General features: G+C 60.8%; 28 protein-coding genes and 2 pseudogenes. 25 read left to right on the forward strand and 5 right to left on the reverse strand.

Annotated features, from left to right (window positions below; translation table 11 throughout):
* Positions 1-26: 26 nt before the first annotated feature.
* From OMP38_RS36200 to OMP38_RS24465, 20 genes and pseudogenes are all read left to right on the forward strand, one after another.
* Entirely contained in the window at positions 27-644 is a 618-nt protein-coding gene (locus OMP38_RS36200; protein WP_420869727.1) for a regulatory protein RecX, read from the forward strand.
* The gene (locus OMP38_RS24375; protein WP_420869728.1) at positions 535-891 is read left to right on the forward strand and encodes a regulatory protein RecX; all 357 of its coding nucleotides are present in this window, start codon (positions 535-537) and stop codon (positions 889-891) included. The genes OMP38_RS36200 and OMP38_RS24375 overlap by 110 nt, the downstream gene beginning before the upstream one ends.
* A gap of 339 nt (positions 892-1,230) precedes the next feature.
* Positions 1,231-2,772, forward strand: a complete 1,542-nt coding sequence (gene rny, locus OMP38_RS24380) for a ribonuclease Y (RefSeq protein ID WP_277567365.1) — start codon at positions 1,231-1,233, stop codon at positions 2,770-2,772.
* Positions 2,773-2,876: 104 nt separating this feature from the next.
* A complete protein-coding gene (locus tag OMP38_RS24385) occupies positions 2,877-3,671 on the forward strand; it encodes a TIGR00282 family metallophosphoesterase (protein ID WP_277567645.1) in 795 nt (264 codons plus the stop codon).
* A 222-nt stretch (positions 3,672-3,893) separates the two neighbouring features.
* Positions 3,894-4,154, forward strand: coding sequence for a stage V sporulation protein S (locus OMP38_RS24390; RefSeq protein WP_044877525.1), 261 nt, complete (start codon positions 3,894-3,896; stop codon positions 4,152-4,154).
* Between the two features lie 139 nt (positions 4,155-4,293).
* Complete coding sequence (locus OMP38_RS24395; protein WP_277567366.1) at positions 4,294-5,235, forward strand: dipeptidase; 942 nt, start codon at positions 4,294-4,296, stop codon at positions 5,233-5,235.
* 217 nt (positions 5,236-5,452) lie between these two features.
* Positions 5,453-7,199, forward strand: a pseudogene (locus tag OMP38_RS24400) (2-oxoacid:acceptor oxidoreductase subunit alpha).
* Positions 7,199-8,065 carry a 2-oxoacid:ferredoxin oxidoreductase subunit beta gene (locus OMP38_RS24405; RefSeq protein ID WP_277567367.1) on the forward strand — a complete coding sequence of 289 codons (867 nt, stop codon included), beginning with the start codon at positions 7,199-7,201 and terminating at the stop codon, positions 8,063-8,065. The pseudogene OMP38_RS24400 and the gene OMP38_RS24405 overlap by 1 nt, the downstream one beginning before the upstream one ends.
* 167 nt (positions 8,066-8,232) lie before the next feature.
* Positions 8,233-8,901, forward strand: a complete 669-nt coding sequence (locus OMP38_RS24410) for a response regulator transcription factor (protein ID WP_277567646.1) — start codon at positions 8,233-8,235, stop codon at positions 8,899-8,901.
* Positions 8,898-9,677: a hypothetical protein gene (locus tag OMP38_RS24415; RefSeq protein WP_277567368.1), complete on the forward strand. Its 780-nt coding sequence runs from the start codon at positions 8,898-8,900 to the stop codon at positions 9,675-9,677. The genes OMP38_RS24410 and OMP38_RS24415 overlap by 4 nt, the downstream gene beginning before the upstream one ends.
* Entirely contained in the window at positions 9,583-10,662 is a 1,080-nt protein-coding gene (locus OMP38_RS24420) for a sensor histidine kinase (protein WP_277567369.1), read from the forward strand. Before OMP38_RS24415 ends, OMP38_RS24420 begins: the two co-directional genes overlap by 95 nt.
* Positions 10,649-11,245, forward strand: a complete 597-nt coding sequence (locus OMP38_RS24425; RefSeq protein WP_277567370.1) for a hypothetical protein — start codon at positions 10,649-10,651, stop codon at positions 11,243-11,245. Before OMP38_RS24420 ends, OMP38_RS24425 begins: the two co-directional genes overlap by 14 nt.
* Before the next feature lie 224 nt (positions 11,246-11,469).
* Positions 11,470-12,057 carry an HAD-IA family hydrolase gene (locus OMP38_RS24430; protein ID WP_277567371.1) on the forward strand — a complete coding sequence of 196 codons (588 nt, stop codon included), beginning with the start codon at positions 11,470-11,472 and terminating at the stop codon, positions 12,055-12,057.
* Positions 12,058-12,204: 147 nt separating this feature from the next.
* Positions 12,205-12,786, forward strand: a complete 582-nt coding sequence (locus OMP38_RS24435; protein ID WP_277567372.1) for a phosphate propanoyltransferase — start codon at positions 12,205-12,207, stop codon at positions 12,784-12,786.
* Positions 12,787-12,938: 152 nt separating this feature from the next.
* Complete coding sequence (locus OMP38_RS24440; RefSeq protein ID WP_277567373.1) at positions 12,939-13,895, forward strand: ATP-binding protein; 957 nt, start codon at positions 12,939-12,941, stop codon at positions 13,893-13,895.
* Positions 13,896-13,925: 30 nt separating this feature from the next.
* Positions 13,926-14,510, forward strand: coding sequence for a tetratricopeptide repeat protein (locus OMP38_RS24445; protein ID WP_277567374.1), 585 nt, complete (start codon positions 13,926-13,928; stop codon positions 14,508-14,510).
* Positions 14,458-14,793 carry a hypothetical protein gene (locus tag OMP38_RS24450; RefSeq protein WP_277567375.1) on the forward strand — a complete coding sequence of 112 codons (336 nt, stop codon included), beginning with the start codon at positions 14,458-14,460 and terminating at the stop codon, positions 14,791-14,793. Before OMP38_RS24445 ends, OMP38_RS24450 begins: the two co-directional genes overlap by 53 nt.
* 97 nt (positions 14,794-14,890) lie before the next feature.
* Positions 14,891-15,076: a hypothetical protein gene (locus tag OMP38_RS24455; RefSeq protein ID WP_277567376.1), complete on the forward strand. Its 186-nt coding sequence runs from the start codon at positions 14,891-14,893 to the stop codon at positions 15,074-15,076.
* Positions 15,077-15,249: 173 nt separating this feature from the next.
* Positions 15,250-16,854: a tRNA (N6-isopentenyl adenosine(37)-C2)-methylthiotransferase MiaB gene (miaB, locus tag OMP38_RS24460; protein WP_277567377.1), complete on the forward strand. Its 1,605-nt coding sequence runs from the start codon at positions 15,250-15,252 to the stop codon at positions 16,852-16,854.
* 41 nt (positions 16,855-16,895) lie between these two features.
* A complete protein-coding gene (locus tag OMP38_RS24465) occupies positions 16,896-17,408 on the forward strand; it encodes a YlbF/YmcA family competence regulator (RefSeq protein ID WP_090115802.1) in 513 nt (170 codons plus the stop codon).
* A 94-nt stretch (positions 17,409-17,502) separates the two neighbouring features.
* On the opposite strand, the gene OMP38_RS24470 is transcribed toward OMP38_RS24465, so the two are convergent.
* Both OMP38_RS24470 and OMP38_RS24475 read right to left on the reverse strand, forming a co-directional pair.
* On the reverse strand, positions 17,503-18,285 hold the full coding sequence (locus OMP38_RS24470; protein ID WP_277567378.1) for a hypothetical protein: 783 nt from the start codon (positions 18,283-18,285) through the stop codon (positions 17,503-17,505).
* Complete coding sequence (locus tag OMP38_RS24475; protein WP_277567379.1) at positions 18,236-18,592, reverse strand: hypothetical protein; 357 nt, start codon at positions 18,590-18,592, stop codon at positions 18,236-18,238. Before OMP38_RS24475 ends, OMP38_RS24470 begins: the two co-directional genes overlap by 50 nt.
* Before the next feature lie 158 nt (positions 18,593-18,750).
* Here OMP38_RS24475 and OMP38_RS24480 point away from each other — a divergent pair, with 158 nt between their 5' ends.
* On the forward strand, positions 18,751-19,140 hold the full coding sequence (locus OMP38_RS24480; protein ID WP_277567380.1) for a hypothetical protein: 390 nt from the start codon (positions 18,751-18,753) through the stop codon (positions 19,138-19,140).
* Positions 19,141-19,250: 110 nt separating this feature from the next.
* On the opposite strand, the gene OMP38_RS24485 is transcribed toward OMP38_RS24480, so the two are convergent.
* On the reverse strand, positions 19,251-19,907 hold the full coding sequence (locus OMP38_RS24485; RefSeq protein ID WP_277567381.1) for a biotin transporter BioY: 657 nt from the start codon (positions 19,905-19,907) through the stop codon (positions 19,251-19,253).
* Positions 19,908-20,069: 162 nt separating this feature from the next.
* Between OMP38_RS24485 and OMP38_RS36205 the strand changes: the two genes are divergently transcribed.
* The 3 genes from OMP38_RS36205 (at position 20,070) to OMP38_RS24500 (ending at position 22,664) form a co-directional block, all read left to right on the forward strand.
* On the forward strand, positions 20,070-20,912 hold the full coding sequence (locus tag OMP38_RS36205; protein ID WP_420869746.1) for an ATP-binding cassette domain-containing protein: 843 nt from the start codon (positions 20,070-20,072) through the stop codon (positions 20,910-20,912).
* Positions 20,913-21,006: 94 nt separating this feature from the next.
* Entirely contained in the window at positions 21,007-22,344 is a 1,338-nt protein-coding gene (locus OMP38_RS24495; RefSeq protein ID WP_420869747.1) for an ATP-binding cassette domain-containing protein, read from the forward strand.
* 2 nt (positions 22,345-22,346) lie between these two features.
* Positions 22,347-22,664, forward strand: a complete 318-nt coding sequence (locus OMP38_RS24500; protein ID WP_277567384.1) for an energy-coupling factor transporter transmembrane component T — start codon at positions 22,347-22,349, stop codon at positions 22,662-22,664.
* 48 nt (positions 22,665-22,712) lie between these two features.
* Here OMP38_RS24500 and OMP38_RS24505 read toward each other — a convergent pair whose 3' ends face one another.
* On the reverse strand, positions 22,713-23,036 hold the full coding sequence (locus tag OMP38_RS24505; protein WP_277567385.1) for an MFS transporter: 324 nt from the start codon (positions 23,034-23,036) through the stop codon (positions 22,713-22,715).
* Positions 23,037-23,142: 106 nt separating this feature from the next.
* A pseudogene (locus OMP38_RS24510) lies at positions 23,143-23,838 on the reverse strand (MFS transporter); the annotation flags it as partial.
* 299 nt (positions 23,839-24,137) lie between these two features.
* On the opposite strand from OMP38_RS24510, the gene OMP38_RS24515 reads away from it, so the two are divergent.
* The gene (locus OMP38_RS24515) at positions 24,138-25,391 is read left to right on the forward strand and encodes an FAD-dependent oxidoreductase (RefSeq protein WP_277567386.1); all 1,254 of its coding nucleotides are present in this window, start codon (positions 24,138-24,140) and stop codon (positions 25,389-25,391) included.
* Positions 25,392-25,525: the final 134 nt, after the last annotated feature.

Raw genomic sequence — 25,525 nt, forward strand, 5'->3', positions numbered from 1 at the left:
ATCAAAGGCGAGGAGGTTGACCGGCGATGGTCAGAAAAAAATCAGAGCCGAATCCGGCCGACGAGATCGTCGATATATCGGACGAGAGGGAGTGGGAGCAGTCGCGCGCGCGGCGCGCTTCTTCGCCTACTCGTCCCCAGAAGGAAAAGACGAACGGCGATGAAGAGTCCGCGTCTTCGGGCCCCGCAGCCGCCGTCATCGTGGCCGTGGAGGCCGATGCGAAGCGGCCCGCCATGTACAAGCTTGCGATTGCGGTGGAGGGCCAAGCGGAGCAGGCGTTGATCGGCGTCCACGAGGACACGTTAGTCGCGTGGCGGCTCCTGAAGGACCGGCGCCTGTCGCCGGAAGAGTGGGAGATGCTCCGCAAAGAGCAGGAAAAGGAAGAGGCCTACCGCTCGGCGCTTTACATGCTCGATTTTAAAGCCCGCACGCAAGCGGAGCTGCGGCGGGGACTGGTCCGCAAAAGGGTATGCGGCCGAGGCGATCGACGGCTGCCTGGAGCGCCTCGTCAGGCAAGGCTACGTGAACGACGCCATGTTCGCGCAGCGCTTCGCCGAGCAGCGCGTCACGGGGCAAAAGAAAGGGAGCCGCCTGGTCCGTCAGGAGCTCATGCAGCGCGGCGTCGACAAGCGGGAGATCGATGAAGCGATCAAAGGACTCGATGAAGAGGTAGAGCGTAATTCCGCGTTAGCGCTGGCCATGAAGCGCTGGCCTGCCGTCAAAGGCAAGAGCGAGCGGGAGCGTCAGATGAAGCTGATGAACATGCTGCTGCGCAGAGGATTTCCGGGCGCAGCGGCCCGCGAAGCGGTGCGCAAAGCGTCTGCGTCCGCAGCCGAGGCAGAGGAATGGGATGCGCCGGAGGAGCCGTTCGAAGAGGACACGCTGGATTGAGGCGTTCAAGTAGCGGCAGCATCGCGTTTTTGCTTTCTCGCCTATAGTTGCGGCTTTTCCGAACCGGCGCTTGGCGCTTCCCGCCGGGCGAATTCGTTCGGAGGAGCAAGGGAGGGGGCGGGGACGTCCTTGCATTGCTTGACAATCCATTTTCACAAAAGATACAATGAGTGAGTATTCCATCATCGCGCTACCGATTCTTTTTTCCTTCCAAAAAAACGATTCGGATAGTGAATTTTCGACGATTTACGCGAGACTACGGAACGGTTCTGAAACCGGAGCACAATTAAATAGGTGTCCCAAGATTTGCCTTGGTGATGCAACGAGGAGGTGAAGACCATGGAGACAGGGATCTGGGTCTTGATCGTCATCGTTGTTGGCGTGCTTTTCTTTGGGATCGGTTATGTTGTACGCAAGTCCATTGCGGAAGCTAAAATATCCAGTGCGGAAGAAGCGGCCAAGCAGATCGTAGAAAATGCGAAAAAGGAAGCCGACGCTCTTCGCAAAGAGACGGTACTGGAAGCCAAAGACGAGGTGCACAAGCTCCGGAACGAAGCGGAACGCGATATTAGAGAGCGCCGCAACGAGATTCAGCGGCAGGAACGACGGCTGGTTCAGAAGGAAGAATCGCTGGACCGCAAGCTGGAGCAGCTGGAACGCAAGGAGGAGCAAGTCGCCAACAAAGAGAAACGGATCGAAGAGACCCAAGAACAGATCGAGACGCTTCATAAGCAGCAAATAACGGAGCTCGAACGCATCTCCAACCTGACGATGGAAGACGCCAAGCAGCTGATTCTGTCTACGGTCGAACAGGAAGTGCGTCACGAGACCGCTCAACTGATCAAAGACATCGAGCAGCAGGCGAAGGAAGAAGGCGACAAGCGCGCCCGCGACATCATCTCGCTCGCGATCCAGCGCTGCGCCGCGGATCACGTGGCGGAGACGACGGTATCCGTCGTGACGCTGCCGAACGAAGAGATGAAGGGGCGGATCATCGGCCGCGAAGGCCGCAACATCCGCGCGCTGGAGACGCTCACCGGCATCGATCTCATCATCGACGATACGCCGGAGGCCGTTATCCTGTCAGGCTTTGACCCGATCCGCCGCGAGATCGCGCGCACCGCGCTCGAAAAGCTCGTCGCCGACGGACGCATCCACCCTGCCCGCATCGAGGAAATGGTGGAGAAGTCCCGTCGCGAAGTGGACGAGCGGATCCGCGAATACGGCGAGCAAGCGACGTTCGAGGTGGGCGTTCACGGTCTCCATCCGGACCTCATCAAGATTCTCGGTCGCCTGAAGTTCCGTACGAGTTACGGCCAGAATGTGCTTAAGCATTCGATGGAGGTCGCGTATCTGACCGGACTGATGGCAGCCGAGCTCGGAGAGGACATTTCTCTCGCCAAACGCGCCGGCTTGCTGCATGATATCGGCAAGGCGCTCGACCACGAAGTGGAAGGTTCGCATGTCGAGATCGGCGTAGAATTGGCGAAGAAATACAAGGAGCACCCGGTCGTCATCAACAGTATCGCGTCCCACCACGGCGACGTGGAGGCGACTTCGGTCATCGCGATGCTGGTCGGCGCGGCCGACGCGCTCAGCGCGGCCCGTCCTGGCGCGCGCCGCGAGACGCTCGAGACGTATATCCGCCGGCTGGAAAAGCTGGAAGCCATCTCGGAGTCGTTCGAAGGCGTCGAGAAGTCGTATGCCATTCAGGCCGGACGCGAAGTGCGCGTCATGGTTCAGCCGGAGAAGGTCGACGACGGCGAAGCGTTCAGACTCGCGCGGGATATCACGAAGAAGATCGAGAGCGAACTCGATTATCCGGGACATATTAAGGTCACGGTCATTCGCGAGACGCGGGCGGTCGAATACGCCAAATAACAGCAAGGCTATACGGGGGGAGTGGCCGCCACGATTGGCGGCCACTTTCTCCGTTCTCGGGCCTACGCGAAAATGACAGGCGAAGGTACAGAAAGGTGGATTTCATGAAAGTCGTCTTTATCGGGGATATCGTCGGCCAAGTCGGCCGGGATACCGTCAAGCGGCTGCTGCCATGGCTCAAAGACCGGTATCAGCCGCATATCGTCATCGCGAACGGCGAGAATGCCGCAGGCGGTCGCGGCATCAACGCCGCGATCACCCGCGAGCTGTTCGCAGCCGGCGTGCAGGGCATCACGATGGGCAATCACACCTGGGACAACCGGGAGATCTTTGAATTCATCGACGACGAAGCCCGGATGGTCCGCCCGGCCAACCTGCCCCCGGGAACGCCCGGCCGCGGTTATACGATCATCAAGAGCGGCAGCCGGGAGCTGGCCATCGTGAATTTAATCGGGCGCACCTTCTTGCCGCCGTCCGATTGCCCGTTCCGCAAGGCGGACGAGATCGTGGACGAGCTGCGGCGCAAGACGAAATGCATCCTCGTCGACTTTCATGCCGAAGCGACGAGCGAGAAGATCGCGATGGGCTGGCATCTCGACGGACGCGCCTCGGTCGTGCTCGGCACGCACACGCATGTGCAAACCAACGACGATCGGATTTTGCCTGAAGGCACCGCGTACGTGACGGATGCGGGCATGACGGGACCGCGCGACGGCGTGCTCGGCATGGAGCGGGAGAGCGTGCTGCGCAAGTTCATTACCGGCATGCCTACCCGATTCCAGGTGGCCGAGACGAAGTGGCATCTGAACGGTCTGTTCATCGACATTGACGAGGCGACGGGGAAAGCCGTCAGCGTCCGTACGATACGCGTGGACGAAGACAGCTGGATCCCGGCTTGATGCCCGCGAGTTCGTAATTGCACATAAGAGGAGCCGCACCCTGGGGTGCGGTTTTTCGCATTTAAAATGGTTTTTGTTTTCCAAATTATATCGAAAAGCTGTATTTTCTGAATAATGTGAAATTAGATCGCCGCGTCCATCCAGAAGGGCAGGAATTAATCGTCGGCGTCCCGAATATGATCGGTTAGTGAGCCCATCCTTAACCCCAAGGAGGAACTGGTCATGGATGTATTAAAGGTATCGGCAAAATCGAACCCAAACTCCGTCGCAGGCGCATTGGCAGGGGTGCTACGTGAGCGTGGAGGGGCTGAGCTGCAGGCGATCGGCGCGGGCGCGCTGAATCAGGCGGTCAAGGCGGTGGCGATCGCGAGAGGTTTCGTCGCGCCGAGCGGCGTCGATTTGATTTGCATACCGGCATTTACGGATATCGTCATCGACGGAGAAGACCGAACGGCCATCAAGCTCATCGTCGAGCCTAGATAACCTCGCGGGAAGCGACCGTCCGATAAGAGAATTGACCTGCCATCGCATGGGTGCGGATGCCGCGGAGCTTGCCGCGCAGCTCGCTTCTCGCGCGCCCGCAGGTTTTTTTGTCGTGCTCTGATAGGAGAGGAGGAAACGCATGCGAATCGCGGATTTGCATTGCGACGCGCTCAGCAAGCTCGATCGCGACCCGAAGCTGGATTGGGCCGAATCGTCGGGCGGGGAACTGGACGTGACCGCCGAGGGCTTGGCGGGAGGAAACGTGGGACTTCAGGCTTTTGCGATCTGGGTGCCGGCGGGAACGCCTAAAACGCCTGAAAGCGCGCTGCGCCAGGCGGCGATTTTCCATGACAAGATCTTGTCCGCTCCCGGCATGCGTCTCGTGCAGAGCGGTGCCGATGTGGAGGCGGTACTGGGTCCGGGTGCGTCGGAGAGGGGGGCGCTGCTGACGCTCGAAGGCGCGGATGCGCTGCGCGGAGAGCGGTGGGCGCTGCGCCTGCTCCATCGCCTCGGACTTCGGATGCTCGGGCTCACCTGGAACGAGGCCAACTGGGCGTGCGACGGCATCATGGAACCGAGAGGCGCCGGATTGACGAAGGAAGGGCGCAGCCTCGTGGCGGAATGCGAAGCGCTCGGTATTTTAATCGACGTATCGCATTTGTCCGAAAAGGGATTTTGGGACACGGCGGAGCTCGCGAGACGACCGCTAATCGCTTCGCACGCCAATGCCCGGTCGCTTTGTCCCCATCCGCGCAACCTGACGGACGATCAGATTCGCGCGCTCGTCGCGGCGGGCGGCTTGATGGGGATCACGTTCGTGCCGTTTTTTCTTCAGGCGCTGAGACCGGCCGGCATCGACGACGTCCTGCGGCACGTCGAGCACGTATGCGCCCTCGGCGGAGCGAACCATATCGCGTTCGGCTCGGACTTCGACGGGATCGATACGTATACGGTTGGGCTCGCCGGGCCTGCCGATTATCCGGCGCTTGCGGACGCGCTGCTGTCGCGTTATCCCGAGCCGCTCGTTCGGGGCTGGCTGTCGGGACATGCGCGGCGCTTCTTGACCGACCATCTAAAATAAGCGCGACGATCCCCTAAAAGATATAGGCAAATCGATGACAAAATCAAAAAGTATTATCGTGCCAAATCGGCTGAAACTATTGCATTTTAACAATACGAATCATAAAATTTATTAGATCAAAGCATCGATTCAGTCGAAAACGAATTTGTATATAGCACAATCGTCAAGGTTTGCCCATATGGATACCAGTCACCCTAAGCATGAGGAGATGGAAGCATTGATCGAGCAACTTTCTTGGAAAATAGGCGGTCAGCAGGGGGGAGGGCGTCGAGAGCACGGACCGTATTTTTTCGACGGCGCTGAACCGGCTCGGCTACTATTTATACGGCTATCGTCACTTCTCCTCCAGGATCAAGGGCGGTCATACGAACAATAAGATCCGCATCAGCACGCACCCGATCCGGGCGATCTCGGATGACCTGGACATTCTCGTCGCGTTCGACCAGGAGAGCATCGACCTGAATGCGAAGGAGCTTCGCGCGGACGGGGTTATCGTCGCGGACGCCAAGTTCGCGCCGGTCGTGCCTGAGGGCGTGGACGCCCAGTTGTTCGCGGTGCCGATCACGGCGATCGCCGAGGAGCTCGGCACGTCGCTGATGAAGAACATGGTCGCATCCGGCGCGTCCTGGGCGCTGCTCGGCCTGCCGATCGAGGTGTTCAACCGGGCGGTCGAAGAAGAGTTCGGACGCAAGGGCGCTGCCGTTGTCGAGAAAAACGTCGAAGCCGTACGCCGTGGCGCGGAATTCGTGCTCGAGCAGGCGGGCGGCCCGATCGAAGCGTTTAAGCTGGCCGAAGCCGACGGCAAACAAAAGCTGTTCATGATCGGCAACGAAGCGATGGGGCTCGGCTCCGTCGCGGCAGGCTGCCGCTTGATGTCCGCCTACCCGATCACGCCGGCGTCGGAAGTCATGGAGTACCTGATCAAGAAGCTGCCGAAGTTCGGCGGCACCGTCGTGCAGACGGAGGACGAGATCGCGGCAGTCACGATGGCGATCGGCGCCAACTACGGCGGCGTGCGGACGATGACGGCTTCGGCCGGTCCGGGCCTGTCGCTCATGATGGAGGCGATCGGCCTGTCGGGCATGACCGAGACGCCGCTCGTCATCATCGACACGCAGCGCGGCGGTCCGTCGACCGGCTTGCCGACAAAGCAGGAACAGTCCGATATCAACGCGCTGATCTACGGCACGCACGGCGAGATTCCGAAGGTCGTCATCGCGCCAAGCACGATCGAGGAATGCTTCTACGATATGATCGAAGCCTTCAACATCGCCGAGGAATACCAGGTGCCGGTCATCGTGGCGACCGACCTGCAGCTGTCGCTCGGCAAGCAATCGTGCGAGCCGCTCGACTACAAGCGCATCGAGATCAAGCGAGGCAAGCTTATCCCGCTCGAGCAGGAACTCGTGCCTACGGAGCCGAACAAGCTGTTCAAGCGCTACGAATTCACCGAGAACGGTGTCTCGCCGCGCGTATTGCCGGGCACGAAGCACGGCATCCACCACGTGACCGGCGTCGAGCATGACGAGGAGGGCCGTCCGTCCGAGAGCGCGGTCAACCGCCGCAAGATGATGGACAAGAGATTGAACAAGCTCGGCGCGCTGCGCATTACCGACGCCGTGAAGTCGGACGGGCCGAGCGAGCCCGCCGATCTGCTCATCGTGTCGATGGGCTCTACGGGCGGCACGATCAATGAGGCCCAAAGCCGCCTGACGCAGGAGGGCATCGCGACGAATCACGTGACGGTGCGTCAAATGCATCCGTTTCCGAGCGACCTGCTCGCGCCATACCTGGAGCGGGCTAGCAAGGTCGTCGTGCTCGAGAACAACGCGACGGGCCAGCTCGCCAATCTGATCAAGCAAAACGTCGGATACCACGATAAAATCGTGAATCTGCTCAAATACGACGGCACGCCGTTCCTGCCATCCGAAGTTTATCAAGCCTGCAAGGAGCTGAAGCTGTAATGGCGACTTTCAAAGAATTCCGCAACAACGTCAAGCCGAACTGGTGCCCGGGCTGCGGGGACTTCACGGTGCAGGCTTCGATCCAGCGCGCGGCCGCGAACGTCGGCCTCGAGCCCGAGCAGCTCGCCGTCATCTCGGGCATCGGCTGCTCAGGCCGAATCTCCGGCTACATTAACGCGTACGGACTTCACGGCATTCACGGCCGCGCGCTGCCGATCGCCCAAGGCGTCAAGCTCGCGAACCGCGAGCTGACCGTCATTGCCTCCGGCGGCGACGGCGACGGCTTCGCGATCGGCATGGGGCATACCGTACATGCGATCCGCCGCAACCTGGACATCACCTACATCGTCATGGACAATCAGATCTACGGTCTGACGAAGGGCCAGACGTCTCCTCGCAGCGCGGAAGGCTTCAAGACGAAGTCGACGCCGGAAGGCTCGATCGAGACGACGCTGTCGCCGCTCGAGATCGCGCTGTCCGCGGGCGCCACGTTCGTCGCCCAGTCGTTTTCCAGCGACCTGAAGCAGCTGACCTCGCTCATCGAACAGGCAATTCAGCACAAAGGCTTTTCGCTCATCAACGTGTTCTCGCCTTGCGTGACCTTCAACAAGGTCAACACCTACGATTGGTTCAAGGAGAATATCGTCAACCTCGAGCAGTTCCCCGACTACGATCCGGGCAACCGTATCGCGGCGATGACGAAAATCATGGAAACGAACGGCATGCTGACGGGCCTGATCTACCAGGACACGACGCGCAAGTCGTACGAGGACATGGCGGTCGGCTTCAAGCCCGAAGCGCTCGCAAAGCAGGATCTCACGCTCCCGGAAGCCGAATTCGACAAGCTGCTCTCGGAGTTCAGATAATTCACGCAAGACCCCACATAGCGGCAGTTCGGGACATGGCATAAGGTCCCGTCTGCCGCTTTTTTTAGGTTGTGCGCGTACACACGAAGGACACAGGGGTACGATAAAGTTAAAGACGTACCGGGCAGCCGGGCAGCGATCGGGGGTGGGGTGCTACGAAACGGACGATTCTGCTGGCGGAAGACGATGCGCTGATGCGCGAGTTTATAACGGATTACTTTGTCCGAGAACGATGGGACGTGCTTGAGGCGGATAACGGGCGAACGGCGCTGGACCTGTTCGAGCAAAACGCCGTCGACTTGGTCGTGCTCGACCTCATGATGCCTGAGATGGACGGCTGGACGGCGTGCCGGCGCATCCGGGAAAAGTCGGACGTGCCGGTCATCATCATCACGGCGCGGGCGGCGGACGACGATCAGATTATGGGATACGAGCTCGGCGCCGACGAATACGTGACCAAGCCGCTGAGCCCGCGCGTTCTGGTCGCGCGCGCAGCCGCATTGATGCGCCGCACCGAAGGGACGGTCGGACGCGAAGGCGAGCAGCTCGTTTTCGGCGATCTGAAGATCGACAGGAAGGCGCATGCGGCGACCGTAGCCGGAGAACCGCTCCAACTGTCGCCGAAGGAATTCGAACTGCTCGTTTTTCTCGCGAAGCATGAAGGCAAGGTGCTGGCACGCGATTATATTTTGGATTCGGTATGGGGCTACGAATACGACGGCGATCCGCGCACGGTGGACACGCATATCAAAAAGCTTCGCGCCAAGCTCGGTAGCGAAGGCAAGCTGATCGCCACGGTCATCCGGTCAGGGTACAAGTTCGAGAGGGAACCATGAGAAGCAATAGCGTCGTTTTTAAACTGTTTGCGGTGACGGCAGCGCTCTTCCTCCTCTTATTCGTGCTCCTGCTCCTGGCCGAAGGCCTGTTCTTCGAACGATTTTATCGCGCGTCCAAAGACCATGCGATCGAACGAAGCATGACGGCGTTCGGCGATGCGTATCGTCAGGCCGAGCAAACGAAAGCGGGAAGCGGATCTCGGCTGCTCGGCGAATTCATGAACCGAAGCGACGCCAGTCTCGCGATGCTGAATGACCGGTTCCAGCTTATTTCCGTTAATCCTTACTTTCTCGAGCTGCGCGCGGAAGGGAAGACGATCACCGTGCCGCTCGCAAGCGAAGGGATGACGGCGGACGCGCTTCCGCAAGGCCTGAAAGTCGGAGATCCGCTGACGGTCGACGGCATTTTCATGGACGAAGATGATACGATCATGCAGCCGGTCGCCATCGGAAAGCGGGGGCGCGCGCTCGAGGAGGGACTCGTGCGGGTAAGCGGGACGATCACCGATCTCATGGTGCCGGAGCGCCGTTCGTACAATCCTTTTTTATCAGGATCTGCAGATGAAAGAGGCGCTCTCGGCCTGGCTGACCGACGACGAGCAAACTTCGATTCGTTCGATGGACGGCGGTACCGTGCGTGCGGATTGGACCGATCCGTGGAGCGGAGTCCGCTATGCGGCCATGCTGCAACCGTTCGTACCGGGGAGCGGGGATGCCCGGTATTTGTTCGCCATGACATCCCTGCAGCCGGTCGGAGAAGCCGTCGATATGCTTAAGCGGTACATCGCTTATTTAGCGCCAGTCGTATTGGTCATTGGACTGGTGTTGTCCTGGGTGTATTCGAGAATGGTCTCGCGTCCGCTCGTTCGGCTGACCCGGTCGGCGACGCGGCTCTCGGAGCTCGACTTTGCCGGGCAAGAGGAAATTCGGTCGAAGGACGAATTCGGCGAGCTGTCGCGTCGCATGACCGCGATGTCCCGGAATCTGGAGGCGGCGCTCGCGGAGCTGAGACAGGCGAACGTGCGGTTGAAGCAGGACGTCGAGGAGAAGGAGCGTTCGGAGCGGCTGCGCAAGGAGCTGGTCGCGAACATTTCCCATGAGCTGAAGACGCCTCTCGGCATCGTAAAGGGCTTCGCCGAGGGGCTTCAGGACGGCGTCGCCGCCGACAAAAGGGAGCGGTACCTCTCGCTCATCGTAACGGAGACGGATCGGATGAACGCGCTCATCATGGATATGCTCGAGCTGTCCCGTTACGAGGTACGCGCAGTTCAACTGCATCCTGAAGCGATATCTTTGACGTCATTGATTCAAAAAGCGCTGCGGTCGTTTTCCGGGCAGCTCGAAGAGAAGGGACTGCGACTTGAAGCGAATGCGATCGGCGAGGCATGGCAAGTGGATGCGGATTCGAAGCGGATCGAGCAGGTGCTCATGAATTTATTGAGCAATTCGATTCGGCACGCGGCCGAAGGCGGCAAGCTCGCGATTGAAGTGACGCGACCCTCGCAGGGCAAAGTACGTACGACCATCGAAAACGAGGGTCCGCCCATCGCCCAAGCGGATCTGGAACGGATCTGGGAGCAATTTTACCGGATCGAGCGGTCAAGGGACCGCAAGTCCGGCGGCACGGGTCTGGGCCTGGCCATCGTGAAGCATATCCTAACGCTCCACGGGAGCGATTTCGGCGTCCGCAATACGGCGCAGGGCGTGGCATTCTACTTTACTTTAAACGAAATCGGAGGAGATACGAATGATGAACCGTAATAACTGGCTGTACGCCGCCGCGATCGCGGCGCTGCTGATGACGAGCGCCTGCGGGGAAAAAACGAATGACGACGCGCAGGCTTCGGCGGGCGCTCCTTCGTCCGCCGCGCAAGCGACGCCGTTGCCTTCCGCTTCCGCGTCGCTGCCCGCTTCGGCGCCTGCATCGCCTTCGGCCGGCGAAGCGACGGATGCTCCGGCATCCTCTCAGGGCGCTTCCGCCGAGGGATCGGGCGCGGCTGCATCCGGGGAGCCGGCCGACCAGAAGATCCTCATCGTCATCGATCAGACGGAGAAGCCGATCGAAGGCAATAGCTTCGACTTTGCCGTCAAGCAGGTCCCGTCCGGGTACGCGCTGTCCGAGATGAGCTGGACGTCCGGCGATACGAAGATCGTCAACACGCTGCAGGACGCGATCGCGCACGGCGGCAACGGCGAAGACGGATTTTACATCAGCGGCGACGGTCAGTTCATGGGCTTCTTTTACCCCGACGAGCTGAAGGGGCAGGAGGGCGAAGTTAGCTTTTTGTTCAAGGACGACAATGGGCAAGAGAAGCGCTGGACGAAAAAAATCAAGTTGAAGTAACGAAGCGAGTCGAGACGACCGGCAGAGACGCTGCAAGGAGAGGAGCGATCCTCTCTTTTTTTGCGTCATTCGAATCGCTTCGCGGATCCGGTGAGAAAACCGACGTCATATTCGCTTGCGAAGGAACCAGCAACGGCAGGGTATCACCATATTTTTAACTTGTTCACGATTTGTGACTGAATGCTATACTTTCGTTAGTCGATCGAAAGGGAGAGAAATGCAAGTTGAAGCACAAGAAAGCGATGATCCTCGATGTCGGCGGCGTGCTCGCCACTAACTATACCCCGCAATTTTGGGAAGCCCTCTCGGACGAATACGAAGTTTCCTATGAAGCATTGATGCAATTCCGCAAAGACGTAAGAGCGGATTTATGGACGGGCGCGATGGCCGAGTCGGAATTTTGGGAACGGATGTCCGAACGATTCCAGGCGATCGACGCGTCTGACGCTAGAGATAGACTGGTCTCGGCAATCCGGCCGCTTCCCGCGCTCGAGCGGCTGGCCGAATGGCGCGATCGGGCGAGTCTGAACATCCTCAGCAATCACCGGACCGAATGGATCGCGCCGGTGCTAGCGCGCGTGTACCCGCTGGCGGACCATGTGATCGTATCGGCCGAAGCGGGATGCCGCAAGCCCGAGCCGGAGATATACGGCCGCATGGATGCGTGCCTGGCGGACTTCGCGGACATTTTATATGTCGACGATACGAACAACAATTTGCCGCAAGGCGCCGCGCTCGGATGGAGGACGCTGCTCGCGGACGAGAGCGGCGCCTGGATCGCGCGCGCGGAAGCTTGGCTGAAGGCAGAATAAGGCAAATTAAGGCGGACGTATGACAAGCGCGTGGACGGTTCGTGAACTTGTGTCCTCTTCCCGCGTAACGGGCCGATGTTTGCGTTATAATGACATCGTGTACATGTTCAATATACGAGAGCCGCTCGCGAAAGGCAGGTTTTGACGATGAACGAAGACAGAAAAATACCGGTCGGCGTATCCGCCAGGCACATTCATCTGACGCAGGAGCATGTCGGGATCCTGTTCGGCGAGGGCGCCGAGCTCACCGAGATGAAGCCGCTGTCGCAGCCTGGTCAATTCGCCGCGAACGAGACGGTCGCGGTCTACGGCCCGAAGGGCTCCTTTCCGAAAGTCCGCATCCTCGGACCGGTCCGCAAGGCCACGCAGCTTGAAGTGTCCCGCACGGACGCTTTCTCGCTCGGACTGAAGCCGCCGGTGCGCGAATCCGGCCATATCGAAGGGACGCCCGGCATCCGGATCGCCGGTCCGGCCGGCGAAGTGACGGTGAACGAAGGCGTCATCGTGGCGGCCCGGCACATTCACTTCCATACGTCCGACGCGGAGCGGCTGGGCATCGCGGACAAGCAGCTGCTCAAGGTGCGCGTCGGCGGAGATCGGGGCCTCGTGTTCGAGAACGTCATCGCGCGCGTGTCGCCGTCGTTCGCGCTCGATATGCATATCGACACCGACGAAGGCAACGCCTCCGGGGCTGCGACGGGCGACTTCGCCGAGCTGCTCGAATCGTAGTCTTGAAAAGGCGCGTTCTCCGCGATTCAAGCGGGGACGCGCTTTTTTTTTGGCTGATTTGCCTCTCGCCGCACGGAAACGGCGCTAGGACTTTTCATAGATATGGTAAACTGTGTATATTCTTTATCATAGAAGCCGAGGTGGTAACGTAGATGTCCGACCGGGACGAGATCGCGGAGCAAAGAAGGAAAAACCTGAAGCTCATCCAGTTCAGCAAGGACGACCAATCGCTCGTCGAATCGGATAAGCCGAAAGAAACGTTCGCCGACGTCGGCGGCCTTGAAGACGTCAAAAAGAAAATCCGGATGAACTTCATATTGCCGGTGCGGCAGCCCGAGCTCTTCGCGGCCTATGGCAAGGAAGCCGGCGGCAGCCTGCTGCTGTTCGGCCCGCCGGGCTGCGGCAAGACGTTCCTCGCGAGAGCCGTCGCCGGCGAGATCGACGCGAACTTCATGCATATCGAGCTTCAAGCCATTTTGTCCATGTACGCGGGCCAGAGCGAGCACAATTTGCACGACATCTTCGAAAAAGCCCGGCAGAGCAAGCCGTGCGTTATTTTTATCGACGAGCTCGATGCGATGGGCGGCAGCCGGCATCAGATGAGACAGCATCACGATCGGATGCTGGTCAATCAGCTTCTGCTCGAGCTGGACGGCCTGCAGGCGGAAAACGAGAACGTATTTATCATCGGCGCGACCAATACGCCTTGGTATCTCGACTCGGCGCTGCGGCGGCCGGGAAGGTTCAACCATCTCGTTTTCGTGCCCCCGCCGGAGGAAGCCGAACGGGAGCGGATCTTGGAGCTTAAACTGTCCGGCAAGCCTGCGGAGGGACTCCAGCTGGGGAAGATCGCGGCGGAGACGAAGCTCTTCTCGGGCGCGGACCTCGAGCAGGTCGTCAAGGACGCGGTCGAGTCGGCCATGGAGCGCATGCTCGGATCGGGCCGGATCGAGCCGATCACGAACGACGATCTGCGGCGCTCGGCCAAGACGCGCAAGGCGACGACGCTGGAGTGGTTTTCGACGGCCAAAAATTACGCGACGTTCAGCGACGCCAACGGAGATTATCGAATCGTGCTCGACTACGCGAAAAAGCACGGCATTAAATAAGCGGTCCGGCAAGCGGGGGAGGCGGCGCGGTTGGAACAAGCGGCTTGGCAGGCGTCCTATCGGGCGGCCGAGCAACTGATCGAATGGAAGAGATACAAGGAAGCGCTCGAAGAGACGCAGCGGCTGCTGGCGCTCGATCCGGAGGACGCGGACGCATTGGCGCTTGCCGGTCGCGTCCATCTTTGCATGGACCGGCACCAAGAAGCGCTGCATTGGGCGCAGGAGGCGCTGCGCAGAGATCCGGAGCACCTGCTGGCCTGGTTCGTGCGCGTATCCGCCTACTACGAGACCGGCCGGCTCAAGGAATTCCAAGAAGCGTTGGCCGAAGCGCTGCGGCTCGATCCGTATGAATCGTTCTATTATTATTTGAATGCCAACTACTACAATAAAAAAAGGACAATTCTTGTTCGCCAAGTCCGAGCTGCAGAGCGCGCTGGAGATACAGCCCCACAATCCCGTTTATCTCGCCCTGCTCAGTTATGTCGAAGCGCTCCTTGGCGACTTCGGGGCATCCGCGCAGCTCGACGCCCAGGCGATCCGCCTCGATGGCGAGACGCCGCACGTGCTGCTTCATCTGGCTTGGGCTGCCCGCACGCGCGGAGACTTCAAGCTTGACGAGACGTACATGAAAAGCGCAGTTCGGCTCAATCCGGACGACAAGCAGTTTCAGGACGAGTATCTGGAGGCGCTGCAACGGGCCCATCCGATGTACCGGATCTTCGCGGTGCCCGACAAATACCTCCGCGCAATGACACCTTGGCAAATCTTGTTTTGCTGGGTCGCCTTGTGGACGATATTCAAACCTTTGGTTTTGCTGTTTATCTTACTATACGTGGTGTCGAAATGGGGTACGAAGGCGCTCGTTCACGTGCGCATATTCGGCTGGCGGCGGCGGTAACGGCAAGGAAATCGGAAGAAAGAACCTTATTCTGGTTAAGATTGCGCTTTCCCGGGTAAAGAATCCATGTCCTAATTCAACCCGGAGGTGGAATCGCATGACGAACAACGGCAGGTTGGACAGGCAGGGTATCGACGTGCAGGAGGAAGGCAAGCAATGGCAGGCTCACGCGGACAGGGCGAAGGCGAACTTCGAAGCGGTCAAGGAGCAGCGTCCGGTCGGCACCAATAGTCACCCCGACAGGCAAAATCGGATGATCGACACGCGCAATTTGCGCAAATAGATGAAAGACTTGCGACCCGGCAGCCAGCGCTGCCGGGTTTTTCGCGCGCGCACATGCCTTCGGCTCTTTTTTTGCCGCCGGAATAGGCTTGGGCGCCTTTATTTGCTATGCTATAATGGAGAATCGAACGGTCCCAATGCTATGAGGGCGCACGACAGGAGGTATCTCTTCGCATGACGAAGGAAGGCCAAGGACGGCAAGACGCCGGTCCGGCTAAAGATTATGCCAAATACTTCGACTTCTCGGGCGCGAAGGTCATCGCTCAAGAGGACGGAAAGACGACATATCGCATCAACGGCCGCAACGTCCAAATCTCTTCGCCCCCCGATCTGCGGGAAGGCAAGAAGCGCGGCAAAGAAGAGATCCGGGTCCACTACGATACGGGCATCGGCGAGGACATGAAGACATTCGGCGCAGGCCGTTATTACTGCATCTTCACGTACGGCTGCCAGATGAACGAGCACGACACGGAGATCATGCGCGGCCTGTTCGAGGAGATGGGCTACACCGCCACCGAGGACAAGCAGCAGGCAGACGTCATCCTGATCAATACGTGCGCGGTGCGCGAAAACGCGGAGGACAAAGTGTTCGGCGAGCTCGGACACCTGAAGCGGCTGAAGCTTCAAAAGCCGGAGCTGGTGCTCGGCGTATGCGGCTGCATGTCCCAGGAAGTGTCGGTCGTCAATCGCATTCTGGAGAAGCACCCGCATGTCGATCTTATTTTCGGCACGCACAACATTCACCGTCTGCCCGAGCTGTTGAAGGAAGCGCACTACGGCAAGGAGATGGTCGTCGAGGTCTGGTCCAAGGAAGGCGACATCATCGAAAACCTGCCGAAGAAGCGGGAAGGCCTTCGCGCCTGGGTGAACATCATGTACGGCTGCGACAAGTTCTGCACATACTGCATCGTGCCTTACACGCGGGGCAAGGAGCGCAGCCGGGTACCGGAGGACGTCATCGCCGAGGTGCGCGAGCTCGCGCGTCAAGGCTTCAAAGAGATCACGCTGCTCGGGCAGAACGTCAACGCCTACGGCAAAGACTTTGCGGACCGGAACTACCGATTCGGCGATCTGATGGACGACATCCGCAAGATCGACATCCCGCGCGTCAGGTTCACGACGAGCCATCCGCGCGACTTCGACGATCATCTGATCGAGGTGCTCGCCAAGGGCGGCAACCTGGTGGAGCACATTCACCTGCCGTTCCAGTCGGGCAGCAGCGAAGTGCTTAAGCGGATGAGCCGCAAGTATACGCGCGAGCAATTCCTGTCCCTGGTCGGGCGCATCCGCGCCGCGATGCCGAACGCCGTGCTGACGAGCGATATCATCGTCGGCTTCCCCGGCGAGACCGAAGAACAATTCGAGGAGACGATCGAGGTCGTTCGCGAAGCGGGCATCTCGATGGCCTATACGTTCATTCATTCGCCGCGCGCCGGCACGCCGGCCGCCGAGATGGAGGACAACGTGCCGTACGAAGCGAAGCAGCGGAGGCTCGCGCGCCTGAACGAAGTGATCGCCGAGATGAGCCTGGCCAGCAACCTGGAGCTGGCGGGCCAGGTCGTCGAGGTGCTCGTCGAAGGCGAGAGCAAGAACAACGCGAACGTGCTGTCCGGGCGTACGCGCAGCAACAAGCTGATCCACTTCGAAGGTCCCAAATCGTGGATCGGGCAGTTCGCCATGGTACGCGTCACGCAGCCGCAGACTTGGTTCATCCGGGCCGAAGCGATCGGCTTGGCGGAAGCGGAGCGGGAATTGCCGAAAACGGCCGGCGGCGTTTAAACTGAAGAAGAGGAAGTTCACATTCGGGAGGAACCCATTACATGTCTCAGCATTCGCACGATCACCATCACGGCCACGACGGCTGCAGCCACGGCGTACCCGATCTCGGGCAGCCCGAGGGCTACGTCATTCCCGAGTTCGACAACCGGGAGCTGATCCTGCGCGACGACATCCTCGCGCGGGCCAAGGAATTGGCGCAGCTCATCACGACGGCCGACGAGGTGCAAACGTACCAGAACGCGGAGCGGCTCATTCAGCGCCACGACAAGGTGCAAGGATTGATCTCCCAGATTAAAAAGAAGCAAAAGGAACTCGTCGCGTTCCAAAAGACGTTCAAAAATCCGGCGATGGTCGAAAAGATCGAAGGCGAGATCGCGACGCTTCAGGACGAGCTCGACGGCATGCCGGTCGTTCAGCAGTTCCAGCAAAGCCAGACCGACGTCAACTATATGCTGCAGTCCATCGTCAGCATCATTCGCGACACGGTCGCCGAAAAGCTCGACGTCGAAGCGGCGACGCCGCCGGCCGAAGAGCCGGAGACTTGCATCGACTGATCTTCGGAAGGTATTTAGTTAGGCAAAGGGATTCACGTAGCGCGAGCCTGCCCCGGCAGGATTTTCTCGGCTCACGGCAAGAAGGGCCGCGGCATTATGCGCGGCCCTTCGGCATATACGGTTTGGGCGTGGCGACGGGGCCGGAAGCGCCTCGCTTGGCCGCATGAAAAACGGGGGCTGGATCGGAGGAGGACCTCTTCTGCCGGATCGGCTTTGCAGCGCGGGATGTCGGCCGCCGATCATCGCGCGGCGCGGCGAGCGGAACAGGCTTGCGCGTTTTTTCTCGCGCGATTGACGGATGGGCGGGGCGTTTGCGGGCTGCGCCCGCCGACCGGTTTTTCGCGGGCGCAGGGGGATTGAAGGCAGGAACGCCGGGCGAGCGATGCCCGTCGCTCGCCCCGCCCGAGCGGTTCGCGGCCTTCGCCCCGCCCGAGCGGTTCGCGGCCTTCGCTCCGGCCGAGCGGTTGACGCCGGCGGATCGGCTGGTGCTGCCGGAGCGCTGAGCGCCGCCAGATCGGTGAGCGCCGCCCGAGCGGTTCGTGCCGCCTGAACGGTTGGCATCGCCTTTGCCTTGCCCAACGCCGGTCGGCGTCACGACAAGCTCCTTGATTCGCTGATCGTAACTAAGCTTGTAGGTTTTGCCGGTCCGCAGCTTGAGCGCGCGAACCGTGTCGGGATGCAGATTCAGGCCCCCTTCGAACAGATTGGCGGGCGATCGGACCGCAAGACGCCGGGATAGACCGCCATGCCTGAGCGTTAGCGTATGATCCCGCCCATCGTCCGGCAAGCCGAGGCGACTGAGCAGCGCGTATCCGATCGACAGCCGGCTAGCGCCGAGCTTGGTATCGCTGCCGATCGGAGCGGACGCCGCCGACAAAGGCGAGGGGCCGATTCTGATCGTCTTGCGTTCCGTATCGTAGACGAGTTTGTATCGCTTGTCTCCGGTAAGCCGCAGCTGTCTCGCCAGGGGGGGCGCCGAGCTCGAAGCTGCCGTGGAAGCATTCGCCTCCGCTGCGCATGCGAACGACAGCGTTAGCGGAATACCTTCCGTATACAAGCGTGACCTCGGTACCGTCCCCGATCTCCGTCAAGGCGTTTTCTTCGCCGTACGCGCAGCCGGACGTCATTTGGACCGTTCGCTCCGGCAGATCGCTGACGATAAGGTCCAGTATGCTGCTGATCATCGCACCGTTTCACGCTCCCGATTGCAGGACTTTGCTGCCGCATGACAGCCGCATGTCATCAGAGTATGCCGCTTGGCCGACCGCTGCCTGTACCTTCGTCTAGCGCCAGGTCCGCTTGGGAGGGACCTGCCGGCCGGCATGCATTTCCAGGGAAGAAGGTGGTTCCGATCTCGGATTTTCTGCAAATCAAAGGCTTGACCGGAGAACTTAAAGTTTCGCACAAAAAAGGCCCGTTCGGGCTGACCTTGTCGACGCGGGAACTGGTCGTGCAAAAGCCGCATATGAACTATTACATCTTGTTCGAGCATATCGTGAGCGTCGTTCCCTGCGAGAGCGTCCGTCTCGAGAGAGCGGCCCGTACGGCCAGCGGCGAGATCGCCTACGGATCAATCGCGGCAGGGAGCGCGTATTATGCGGTCTATGCGAAGGAAGTCGTCGTGCATCACCGCGGCGGGATTCACCGCACGGGGCCGATGGAGTTCAGGCTGCCGATATACAAGCGGCTGATCGAGGAGCTGGCGAGGTACGGCGGATTGACGGTCATCTGAATGCCTTTATCGAAAAGATCGCCCTTCTCCCGGTCGAGGATCCGGAAGAAGGGCGATCTTTGATCATGAAAGAAAAAGCTTGAATAAAGGCACTGGCGAAGCAGCGGAGATCAGCGTCCGGACAATCGCCTTAACGTGCCGGACAGCGCCGGGCGCAGCGCGGCAACGATCATCGCGGCGGCGGCCCCTTTGACGAGATCGCCGGGCAGGAACGGGTAGCAGGCTCCGACCAAGGCCGCATGCAGCGAGACATGAGCTTTGTACGCGTACCAGGGCACGCCGCCGACATAAGATAACGCAATGCCGAAGAGTAGGATCGATACGATGAGAATGACGTATGTACGCGTTGTCGGTTTGCCGCCTTTGCGAAATAGCCGATCGGCCGTCATCCCGATGAACAGCGCTTGGAACGGAAACATCCAGATGAAGCCGCCGGTCGGTCCGAATACCGTCGCCAGCCCGCCTCGGCCGTGCAGAAGCGGCAGTCCCGCGGCGGCAAGCAGGACGACGAGCGCGATGCTGGAAAAGCCGAGCCGCGCGCCGAGCAGGCCCCCGGCGAGCATGACGGCCAGCGTCTGGAGCGTGATCGGAACGGACGTGAATCCAAGCGGAATCGATACATAGCTGAAAGCGATGAACAGCGCGGCGAACAAGGCGGTAAAGACGGTTTTGCCGATCCAGGCGGAAGCGGCGTTTTGCCGAACGACGATTGCGCCGGCTTTAGGCTCGGCGCTCGGAGTCGAGGGCGATCGATCGGGTTGAGACATTGTCAATTCTCCTCTCAAATGTTAACCTGTTATCACGATGTAGGTTAACAATTGGCATTCTAGCACGGTAGAACCGGTTTGGGAAGAAGGAATTCGCGAATGACGGAAACGATTGATTCGCTTGCGGGACTCTCGTCCGGCTTGCCGCTTGTGATAAAGGGGATGTCCGTCCGACGGGAGGATCCCGTGGACGATGCGGCCGTGAATGCTTCGGCGATACTCGACCGGGTCGATCTGACGCTGTCGCCCGGCGAGTGGCTGTACGTCGTCGGGACGAACGGCAGCGGGAAGTCGACGCTGGGCAAAATCGTCGCGGGACTCGGCTTTCCCGGCGAGCTTCGCGCCGAGCGATGGGAGCGCGGCTTCGCCGGGGACGATCCGGCGCCTTACGTCATGCAGCATCCGGACGCGCAGCTTTTCGGGACGACGCCGCGCGAAGAGATCGTATTCGCGCTTGAATGGCTCGGCGTCCAAGGTTCGCGAATCATGCGTCTTGCGGAAGAGGTGCTTGACGAAGTCGGGCTTGCCGGAGCTGCAGATCAGCCATGGAGCGCGCTGTCCGGGGGGACAGCGCCAGCTTGCGGCCGTCGCCGCCGCGACGGCCGGCCATGCGCCTTTGCTCGTCCTGGACGAAGCGACCTCGATGCTCGACGGCGATTCGCAATCGTTAGTGCAGGAGCTTGTGCAGAAGAGACAGCGCGAAGGCGCGGCGATCGTCTGGATCACGCAGCGAATCGAAGAGCTCGAGCAGGAGCCCGATCGCCGCGTCGTCGCGCTTGCGGCAGGGAGGCTCGTATACGAAGGCAAGGCGAGCGAATTTTTGTACGGCGATGCTCGCGGGAATGCCTCCGCTTCCGTGCCGCCTTGTCTTCTGGCCGGCCTGCGCCTTCCGTTTCGCGCCGCACTGGCGCGGGAAATCGAGCTTCAGCGCCATACGGTCGGTTACGCCCGGAACGCCGGGCAGCTTTTTCGCTTCAAAAGGGAGAACGTATTAAAGGTCGATAAGCGCGACGATAGGGCTGCGCAAGCAGTAACGTCCTATATCCCTCTCGCGATGCGCTTGGAAGGGCTGCGGCTGCGCGGCGATACGAACGGCGCCATGCATCGTGCGGCGAACTCGCTGACGCTGGAGGCGGGACGAATCGTCGTTCTCCTCGGTCCGAACGGCTCGGGCAAGACCAGTCTGCTCGAGATCGGGGCTGGTCTTCGCGAGGCCGAGGACGTTCGCGCAACATTTGAGCGCCGGCTTCCACGGTCGCCGGCAGAAGGCCATGCAAATTCGCGCCGTTTTCGTTTATTGGCATACAGCTATGCGAGTCAATCCCCGGAGGACCAACTGTTCGCCCGGTCGGTCGAGGAAGAGCTCGACTATGTGCTTCGTCCGTATAAGCTGGATGAGGCGGCACGCGGCGAGAGAAAAGACGATGGGCTGCAAGCCGTCGGATGGGGGGCGTCTTGGCTTGAGCGGGATCCGTACGCGATGAGCGGCGGGGAGCGGCGCAGGACGGCGCTCGCTTGCGCATTGGCGGCGCCGGCGCCGTGGCTGCTGCTGGACGAGCCGACGGCCGGCCTTGATGCGCAAGGCTGCGAAAAGCTGGCTCAGAGCCTAGTGGAGGAACGGCTTGCAGGACGCGGCATACTGCTCGTATCGCACGATCCCGACTGGGCGCTGCCGCTTGCGGACGAGCTGCTGCTGCTCGGGGCCGACGGAGGCATCCGGCACTGCAGCCGGCGCGCACTGCTCGAGCGTCCCGAATGGTGGGAGGAAGCGGGACTTCGTGCGCCGGAGTCGTACAAGGCAGCCAGAGCGGCATGGCGGCTTGGAATTGGAGGAGACCGATTGTGGAAGGCGGCGGACATTGCAGCGTTTAGAAAGAAACGGAGAGGGGATATCGATGACGTTGAAAATGCGGCCGACGAGAGTGTTGGCGGAATCGCAAGCTCGGTCGATGCGCTTGAAGCCCATGGCAGAGAGCCGGCTATAGAAAGGAGAAGGCCTGCGGTCGCGCTCGAGCGCAACCGGCTGTCCGCTTTCGATCCGAGAGCGTTATGGCTCGGGTACGTGGCATTGTCGCTCTCGATGTTCTCGGCAACGGGCTGGGCCGGATTGGCAGCTTCGGCCATCGTTACGGCAGCGATCGTTGGGCTCGCCCGCCTGCCGCTCCGCGAATACAAGGGACCGCTGGCCGCGTTCGCGCTGTTTACCGTCGCCTCGACGGCGCTCTCCGGATTGACGGGAAGCAGCGGCGAGCACGGCGACTGGTGGCACGCAGCGGACGGCCTCGCTACGTTTCGCTCGTTCGCGAAACTTGGCTCGTGCTCGCGATCGGGATCTCGCTGCCGGCCGCCATTCCGCCGCTTCGCTTGCGTCGTGCGCTCACGCAGATTTTGCCGCGGAAGGGCGGCGCGGCAAAACATTCGCAGCGTCTCGTCCTAACGGTGACGCTGATCCTGCGATTCGTGCCGCAGCTGCTCGCGGAGTGGAATCGCTTCGCGCGAATCGCAGTCGCGCGGGGCAAAGACACCGGGCGTTCGCCTGCAGCCATGCTTCGCAAGCTGCGCAGCACGGGCTTGCCGTTTATGCTGGCGCTGTTCCGGATGGGCGAGACCGTGACGCTGGCGCTCGAGAGCCGCGGCGTCGGCAGGCGGGACATGCCCAGCGAGGCCGAGCGCCTGCGCTGGCAGGCCCAGGACGGCCTGCTGCTCGCCGTGGTCGCGATCGCGTGCGCGGGGTTGGCGCTTCAAGGCAAGCTCTAACCGAGCTTGGGGAGGCGTTTGGACTTTGCAAGTTATTGCTGCGCTTAGTCAGCGCGTCCCCCCTTTGGTGCCCGGCAGCGCGATGACGGCGGCGGCGACGGCGATCGCGGCGCCGAATGCGAAGCCTGCCTTCAGCCCGCCGCCGGCGTTCAGCCACCCGGCGAGATAAGGTCCGGCGAACATGCCGATGGCGTATACGGATTGGTAGAATCCCATCGCCGTGGCTCGCTCGGACGGTCGAATATTTTTGATCGCGAGGCCGAGCAGCAGCGGCAAATACAAGCCCTGCGCCACGCCGTTGACCGCTTGCGTCGCCAGCAGGCCGGCAAAGCTGCCGCTGAACGGAATGAGCGCCGTGCAGAGGGCGGCCAACAGGAAGCCGGATACGAGTACGCGCCGCGTGCCGAAGCGGGGGAGCGATGTAGCGGCCTGTCCACAGGGAGACGAGCGCGTGCGGCACCATGAAGGAGACGACCAGCACGGTGAGGCCGTTTTTGCCGGCGCCGAACTCGACGGCTTGCAGGGGCGTAAAGCCGAACATCGTAATGAATAGCACGCAGTGTGCCAGCAGGGACAGCAGCGAGACGATTTGCAGCTGACGCGATTCCCGGAGAATCGCAAGGGTCGGCCTTTTGCCGGTCGTCTCAACGCGCCGTTCGTCACGTGGATCCGCCGCAGCGGCCATGCGCGGCTCGCGCACGAAGGCGACGAGCGCGCCGCCGGCTGCGGCAATGACGATGCCGGCCGCGAACGCCGCGTTCCAGTCGCCGGATCCTGCCAGATAGCCGCTTAAGGTCATGCCGCCAAGTTGTCCGACTACCGTCAGGAAGCTTAGCGTGCTCATCGCCTTGCCCGACTGCGCCGGCGGATAATACGAAGCGTACAGCACGGTGAACGGCACCCAGGTCGACGCGCAGATGCCGGCCACCAGCCTGCCGGACAATGGACCGGCCCAGCCGCCTGCATACAGAAATAACGCGCAGCTCAAAAGCCCGGCGGCCATGCCGGCGAACAGGAACGGTTTGCGCCTGCTGAGGCGGTCCGAGTACAGGCCGAGCGGGAAGCGGATCAGCACCTGCGTCAGTCCGTAGCTGCCGACGATCAGGCCGATCGTACCGAGCGGCAGGCCGCGGTCCTCGAGAAATGGCGTCAAAATCGGCACGTAAATATACATCGTCGCCCAATAGAGCAGCGTGGCCGCCGCGAACACGACGTGGTCTTTCGTTGAGATCGGGCGCTGCTGCGCGGCGACGATTCGATTCGTCGATAACGGCGTAATCAAAATAAAGCCTCCATTCGTTAACCGGTTCTTCTACTGTAACCGAGCGGATGGGCGAGGGGAAGACCGAAAATGCGGGCCCTGCTTCGAACGACCCTCCCGATTCGGTGACGAATCCGGTGACTGCCGTAACTGTCGTCATGACGCGAACCGGCGCTATACTGTTCCCGTCAAGGTACAAGAGGAGGGATCGGATGACCGCTTCATTCGACGTCATCATCGTAGGCGCCAGAATCGCGGGCGCCACGCTGGCCTGGGAGCTGTCGCGGCTAGGGCTGCGGACGCTGCTGATCGACCGCGCGGAATTTCCGAGCGATACGTTATCTACGCATAATGTGTACGCGAACACGCTGTCCAAATTCAGGGAGATGGGGATTCTGGACGAATTGCTGGCCACCGGAACTCCGCTCTACAACAGGGCGCACATCGACTTCGAGGGCGCCGTCATCGACGGACGCTATCCCGCTGTGGACGGCATCGACGGCTGTCTATGCGTGAAGCGCAAATACATCGACGACATTCTGTTCCGCCATGCGTGCGCCCAGCCGGGCGTAACGGCGATCAGCGGATTCAGGGCGACGGCGCTCGTCCGCGGCGCGGACGGCGCGGTGACGGGGCTGACCGGCATCACGAAAGAGGGGCAAGTTCTGTCTTTTGCGGCTTCGCTGGTCGTCGGCGCGGACGGCCGCCGTTCCTCCGTTCGGCAGTGGGCGGGCGCCAAGCGGGTAATCGCCGTACCGACCGATTATGCTTCTTATGTCGCGTATGTGGACGGCTACGAACAAGGCGAAGATCGATTCGTGGAGTTCTACAAGCAGGGCGACAAGCTCGCGATCGCTTTCCCGACGAGCGACGCGCAGTACGTGCTCGGCTTCATGTTCCCGCTGACGGACACCGAGCGAATCGATGAGCTGCGCGACGAGCCGGAGCAAGGACTTCGGGCGCTGGCCGAAGAAGGCTTGTCCGCGACGGATTTCCCGGCGCGGCTGCGCGGCGCGACGTTCGCCGGTCGCATACGGGCGCTGCTCGGCTACGACAACGATTGGCATCAGGGAATGGGCAGGGGATGGGCGTTAATCGGCGATGCGTTCTCGTTCAAGGATCCGGCGGTCGGGCAAGGCATGCACGATGCGGTGTTTGGCGCAGGGCTGCTCGCGCGCACGCTGTCCGGCTATAGGCCGGGGGACTGGTCAGGGGCATGGGAGGAGATGGCCGCCAAGTACGAAGAAGGGATGAAAGCCAAATTAATGAGCCGATTTGAGATCGGCTGTCAAATGACCCGAAATGTCTCGTTCCCGCAGGAGCTGCTGAGCGCTTATCGTCTGATCGGCGCCGACGATCAGGCGACGCGCGCTTTTCTGGGCATGTACAATTACGCCTGCGAGCCGGCAGATATCGATCGCGAGGTGGGACGGCTGCTCGGGGCGCTTCAGGCGCCGGGCGCATAACTTGTCCGCGCATCCCGATATTGACCAAGACAGCCCCCGAGGCTGTCTTTTTCAATTTCCTTGACGAAAAAGGTAGGAAATATGGCGCATACGGCGAATGTATAACGTCGAACCTTAATCGCGCTCGACATCGA

Source organism: Cohnella ginsengisoli, assembly GCF_029525555.1.
Taxonomy (GTDB): domain Bacteria; phylum Bacillota; class Bacilli; order Paenibacillales; family Paenibacillaceae; genus Cohnella; species Cohnella ginsengisoli.